Source organism: Bradyrhizobium sp. (assembly GCF_052389815.1).
Taxonomy (GTDB): Bacteria; Pseudomonadota; Alphaproteobacteria; order Rhizobiales; family Xanthobacteraceae; genus Bradyrhizobium.
In genome coordinates this window covers 1-5,606 of the sequence record NZ_JBQTHN010000179.1, presented here as the reverse complement: position 1 = coordinate 5,606, position 5,606 = coordinate 1, and the positions used below count along the sequence as shown (strand labels likewise).

General features: G+C 65.1%; 8 protein-coding genes and 1 pseudogene. All 9 read left to right on the top strand.

What is annotated here, in order from left to right; translation table 11 throughout:
- Positions 1-198: pseudogene (locus tag ACT4OC_RS26040) on the top strand (alpha/beta hydrolase); the annotation flags it as partial.
- 212 nt (positions 199-410) lie between these two features.
- Complete coding sequence (gene paaX / locus ACT4OC_RS26035; RefSeq protein WP_444841912.1) at positions 411-1,274, top strand: phenylacetic acid degradation operon negative regulatory protein PaaX; 864 nt, start codon at positions 411-413, stop codon at positions 1,272-1,274.
- A gap of 79 nt (positions 1,275-1,353) precedes the next feature.
- A complete protein-coding gene (gene paaA, locus ACT4OC_RS26030) occupies positions 1,354-2,346 on the top strand; it encodes a 1,2-phenylacetyl-CoA epoxidase subunit PaaA (RefSeq protein WP_444841911.1) in 993 nt (330 codons plus the stop codon).
- 11 nt (positions 2,347-2,357) lie between these two features.
- Positions 2,358-2,645, top strand: coding sequence for a 1,2-phenylacetyl-CoA epoxidase subunit PaaB (gene paaB / locus ACT4OC_RS26025; RefSeq protein ID WP_444841910.1), 288 nt, complete (start codon positions 2,358-2,360; stop codon positions 2,643-2,645).
- Positions 2,646-2,759: 114 nt separating this feature from the next.
- A complete protein-coding gene (locus ACT4OC_RS26020) occupies positions 2,760-2,831 on the top strand; it encodes a hypothetical protein (RefSeq protein ID WP_444841914.1) in 72 nt (23 codons plus the stop codon).
- On the top strand, positions 2,807-3,532 hold the full coding sequence (paaC, locus tag ACT4OC_RS26015; RefSeq protein ID WP_444841913.1) for a 1,2-phenylacetyl-CoA epoxidase subunit PaaC: 726 nt from the start codon (positions 2,807-2,809) through the stop codon (positions 3,530-3,532). The genes ACT4OC_RS26020 and paaC overlap by 25 nt, the downstream gene beginning before the upstream one ends.
- Positions 3,526-4,029, top strand: coding sequence for a 1,2-phenylacetyl-CoA epoxidase subunit PaaD (gene paaD, locus ACT4OC_RS26010; protein ID WP_444841909.1), 504 nt, complete (start codon positions 3,526-3,528; stop codon positions 4,027-4,029). Before paaC ends, paaD begins: the two co-directional genes overlap by 7 nt.
- 127 nt (positions 4,030-4,156) lie before the next feature.
- Entirely contained in the window at positions 4,157-5,233 is a 1,077-nt protein-coding gene (paaE, locus tag ACT4OC_RS26005; protein ID WP_444841908.1) for a 1,2-phenylacetyl-CoA epoxidase subunit PaaE, read from the top strand.
- A gap of 104 nt (positions 5,234-5,337) precedes the next feature.
- Positions 5,338-5,606 (top strand): hotdog fold thioesterase (locus ACT4OC_RS26000; protein WP_444841907.1); only part of this gene is annotated, 269 nt, incomplete at its 3' end.

The following is a 5,606-nucleotide window of genomic DNA, read 5'->3' as shown; positions in this document are numbered from 1 at the left end:
TGCGCCTGGCAGGGCTGCCGCGAGCCGTCCTCGGCCATGGCCGAGAGCATCGAGGTCGAGAGCAGCCATTGCGGCATGGGCCATCACCCGGCCGCGGTCTATGCAGTTGCCGATCGCCTCGCGCAGAAGGAAGGCGAGTGGGCCCCCTTCGATCGCAGCGGCTGGCGCAGCCTGGTCTATCCGGACCCGCACCGGTAAGCGGATTTTTCCCTTCGCCTCTCCCCGCGTGCGGGGAGAGGCCGGATCGCATCGTCAGATGCGATCCGGGTGTGGGGGCTTTCCGCACACTCACATCTATCGAATTTGCTGAGGCAGCCCCTCACCCCAACCCTCTCCCCGCGAGAAGAGCGGGGAGAGGGAGAAGGCAGCCTCCATTGTCGTGAATCGACAAAACGCGGTATGCGTCAGCCATGCCGCAGCCGCTTGAACGCATCGTCGGCCAGCTGAAGCGCGAGCCCTCGCGCACCGGCTCGATCGTTATCACCGTGTTCGGCGATGCCATCGTGCCGCGCGGCGGCTCGGTCGCGCTCGGCACCCTCCTGGAATTCTTCGCCGCGATCGACGTCGACAGTTCCGTGGTGCGCACCGCGATGTCGCGGCTCACCGCCGACGGCTGGTTCGAGCGCGAGAAAGTCGGCCGCAACAGCTTCTATCGCCTGGTGCAGCGCGAGCGCCTCACCTTCGATATCGCCACCAAGCACATTTACGGCCCGCCGGCCTCGGACTGGACCGGACGCTTCGAGCTGCTGCTGATCGCCAATGGCGGCGACCGCGATGCCGCACGCGAGGCGCTGAAGAATGCCGGCTTCGGCTCGCCGCTGCCGGGCGTATGGGTCGCCCCATCAGGTGTGCCGATCCCCGAAGAAGCCAGGGGCGCGATCCGCCTCGAGGTAGCGGCCGAGGACGACAGCGGCCGGCGGCTGCTCAGCGAAAGCTGGCCGCTCGAGCGCACCGCAGAGGCCTATCGCCGCTTCATGAAGAGCTTTGAGCCGCTGCGAACCTGGGCTGCGCGTGACAGACTGACCGACATCGACGCGTTCACCGCGCGCGTCCTCTTGATCCATCAATACCGCCGCGTCGTGCTGCGCGATCCCTTGCTGCCGGCCGCGCTGCTGCCGCGGGACTGGCCAGGCCGGGCCGCGCGGGTGCTGTGCGGCGAGATCTATCGCGGCCTGCTTCCTGCGTCGGAACAATGGCTTGACCGCCATGCCAGCAACGAAAACGGCCCGCTCCCGGCCGCCGGAAAGGAGCTGTTCCGCCGTTTCGCCGACTGATTAATATGTTACAGAAATATATTGCGATTGGTAATTTCTGTTATATATTGTCCCTCAATCAGCTCAGGGGAGGGCCGCCATGTACACACAGGCGCTCAACAGTTCGGACGGCGAAGACCGTCACATCGAGGACGCCGAGCATGCGGCGCGTTTCCAGGCGCGCATCGACGCCGAAGAGCGCATCGAGCCGAACGACTGGATGCCCGCGGCCTATCGCAAGACGCTGACGCGGCAGATTTCCCAGCACGCCCATTCCGAAATTGTCGGCATGCTGCCCGAGGGCAACTGGATCACCCGCGCGCCGTCGCTGCGCCGCAAGGTGGCGCTGCTCGCCAAGGTGCAGGACGAGTGCGGGCACGGGCTTTATCTTTATGCCGCCGCCGAGACGCTCGGCTCTTCGCGCGAAGAGCTCGTGGATGCAATGCTCGCGGGCAAGGCAAAATATTCCTCGATCTTCAACTATCCGACGTTGACCTGGGCCGACATCGGCACCATCGGCTGGCTGGTCGATGGCGCCGCCATCATGAACCAGATTCCGCTGTGCCGCTGCTCCTACGGTCCCTATGCGCGCGCGATGATCCGCGTCTGCAAGGAGGAATCCTTCCACCAGCGCCAGGGTTACGAAATCATGCTGACGCTCTGCCGCGGCAGCGACGAGCAAAAGGCGATGGCGCAGGATGCGCTGAATCGATGGTGGTGGCCGGTACTGATGATGTTCGGCCCGCCCGATGCCGCAAGCCAGCACAGCGACACCTCGACCAAATGGAAGATCAAGCGCTTTTCCAATGATGAGCTGCGCCAGAAATTCGTCGACGCCACCGTGCCGCAGGCGCAGTTTCTCGGGCTCACCATTCCCGATCCCGGCATGACGCAGGATGCGGAAGGTCACTGGCGCTACAGCGAAATCGACTGGACCGAATTCAAGCAGGTGCTGGCCGGCAACGGCCCCTGCAACCGCGAGCGCCTGGCGGCGCGGCGCAAGGCGCATGAAGAGGGCGCCTGGGTACGCGAGGCGGCGGCGGCCTATGCCGAGAAGCGCAATGCGCGCCGGCTGGCGCAGGCCGCAGAATAGGGAGACGCGCGATGGCAACGCCGAACACCACGCTCTGGGAAGTCTTCATCCGCAGCCGCAACGGGCTCGCGCACAAGCATTGCGGATCGCTGCATGCCGCTGACGCCACCATGGCGCTGCAGGCCGCGCGCGACATCTACACCCGCCGCGGCGAGGGCCTGTCGATCTGGGTCGTGCCGTCGAGCGCGATCACCGCGTCCGACCCGTCGGAGAAGGGCATGATGTTCGAGCCGGCGGAGTCGAAAATCTATCGGCATCCGACCTTCTACGACGTGCCGGAAGAAGTCGGGCATATGTGACGGGTTTCCCCGTCATTGCGAGCGAAGCGAAGCAGTCCATCGCGCCGCAATGAATGTGTGGATTGCTTCGTCGCTACGCTCCTCGCAATGACGATCAACGGTTGATAGAAATGGCTGCTCCCTCGATCAAGGTCTCCGAAACGCCGCTGGTGCTCTACACGCTGCGCCGTGCCGATGACGCGTTGATATCAGGTCACCGGCTGTCGGAGTGGTGCGGTCACGCACCCATGCTGGAAGAGGACATGGCGCTCGCCAACATGGCGCTCGACCTGCTCGGCCAGGCGCGCGAGCTCTACAGCTATGCTGCGAAAGCCGAGGGCAAGGACAACGACGAGGACAAGCTCGCGTACCTCCGCGACGTCAGGCAGTATCGCAATCTCCTGCTGGTCGAACAGCCGAACGGCGATTTCGCCAGCACCATGGTGCGGCAGTTCTTCTACAGCGTCTTCGCCGATCTCTACTGGCGCGCGATGATGGGCTCGAAGGACGCGACGCTCGCCGCGATTGCGGCCAAATCCGAGAAGGAAAGCGCCTATCACGTCCGTCATAGCTCCGAATGGATCGTCCGCCTCGGCGACGGCACCGAGGAGAGCCATGCCCGCGCGCAGGAGGCGATCGAGCATCTCTGGGCCTACACCGGCGAGATGTTCGAGGTCGACGATGCCGAGCGCGGGTTGGTCGACGCGGGCATCGCCGTCGATCCGGCCACGCTCAAGGCGCAATGGCTGAAGATCGTGAGCGGCGTCGTTGCCGAGGCGACGCTGACGCTGCCATCGAATGACTGGATGCAGCAGGGTGGCCGCATCGGCCACCACAGCGAGCACCTTGGCCATCTGCTCAGCGAGCTGCAGTCGCTGCAGCGCAGTTTCCCGGGGGCGACATGGTGACCGCCGCGCTCAGCGATGCCGATCTGCGCCGGCGCGCCTGGGACGCCGCGGCGCAAGTCGTCGATCCCGAAATCCCCGTGCTGACGATTGCCGATCTCGGCGTGCTGCGCGATGTCGCGGTCAATGACGGCCGCGTGGAGGTCGCGATCACGCCGACCTATTCCGGCTGCCCGGCGATGAACATGATTGCGCTGGAGATCGAGCTGGCGCTGGCGCGCGAAGGCATCGCCAGGCCCGTCATCCACACCGTGCTGTCGCCGGCCTGGACCACGGACTGGATGAGCGAGGGCGGCCGGCGCAAGCTGCGCGAGTACGGTATCGCCCCGCCGGTCAAAGGCTCCGGCCGCCGCGCTCTGTTCGGCGGGCAACAGGTGGCGTGCCCGCAATGCGGCTCTGATGACACCGAGTTGCTGTCCGAGTTCGGCTCCACCTCCTGCAAGGCGCTGTGGCGCTGCAGGAGCTGCCGCGAACCCTTCGATTACTTCAAGTGTCACTGATCATGATGCATGACAACAGAATGAGAGTGCCGTCATTGCGAGCGGAGCGAAGCAATCCCTGTCGCCACTCGACGAGACATGGATTGCTTCGTCGCTTCGCTCCTCGCAATGACGGGCGGGGATAGCCATGACCACACCGCGCTTCCACCGTCTTGCCGTCAAGGATCTGCGCCGCGAAACCGCAGATGCGATCTCGATGACGTTCGCGATCCCAAAGGAACTCGCCGGGGACTACAGCTTCCTGCCCGGGCAGTACCTGACCCTGCGCGCCACCATGGATGGCGAGGAAGTGCGCCGCTCCTATTCGATCTGCTCCGGCCCCGATGACGGCGAGCTGCGTATCGCCGTGAAGAAGGTCGACGGCGGCGCGTTCTCGAGCTGGGCGGCGGACGAGCTGAAAAGCGGCGACGAGCTCGACGTGATGACACCGACCGGCCGTTTCGGCATTGCGCACTCGCCGGATCAGGCGCGGCTTTACGTCGGCTTTGCCGCCGGCTCCGGCATCACGCCGATCCTCTCCATCATCAAGGGCGTGCTGGCGCGCGAGAAGCAGAGCCGGTTCTTCCTGTTCTATGGCAACCGCACCACCGAAGGCATGCTGTTCCTCGAGGATCTGGAGGAATTGAAGGATCGCTTCATGCAGCGGCTCTCGCTGTTCCACGTCATCTCCGGCGAGGAACAGGACATACCGATCCTGCACGGCCGGCTCGACGGCGACAAGGTGAGGGTGCTGTTGCGTTCGCTGGTGCCGGCGTCCAGCGTCGACCATGTCTTCATCTGCGGCCCCTCGGGCATGAGCGAGGACATCGAGGCAACTTGCCGGGCGATCGGCATTGCCGATGCGAAGATTCATGTCGAGCGCTTCGTCTCCGAATTCGGCGGCAAGCCGCGGCCGAAGAAGGCCGTCGAGCCCGGTGCCCCGCCCAGGGCGATGGCCTCGCTGATCATCGACGGCAAGCGCCGCGAGGTGCCGGTTGCCGAGGACGAAGCCATTCTCGATGCGGCGCTGCGCGCCGGCGTCGATCTGCCCTTCGCCTGCAAGGGCGGCATGTGCTCGACCTGCCGCGCCAAGCTCGTCGAGGGCGAGGCGCAGATGGAAGTCAACTATTCGCTCGAGCCGTGGGAGCTGAAGGCCGGGTTCATCCTGACCTGCCAGGCGCGGCCGTGCTCCGACAAGGTCGTGGTCGATTACGACCACGTCTGAGTGAGACCTCGGGCGCGTTGACACTTCCCGTGTTTCGCGCCCAGACTGACTGAACAAGACGAGGCTCGCACCAAGCGGGCCCTTAAAGCTCTGGGAGTGGACAGGTGAACGTCAAGGCCACGCTTTCGCCCGACGATCTCGCGCGCGCCTGCGCGGACGCGATGTGGAAGGAGGACGATGCCTCCAAGGGGCTCGGCATGGAGATCGTCGAGATCGGTCCCGGTCGCGCCACGCTCGCCCTGACCGTGCGGCCGGACATGGTGAACGGCCAGCGCATTGCGCATGGTGGCTTCATCTTCACGCTCGCCGACTCCGCCTTCGCCTATGCCTGCAATTCGCACAATGTGCGGACGGTCGCGGCGCAAGGCGACAT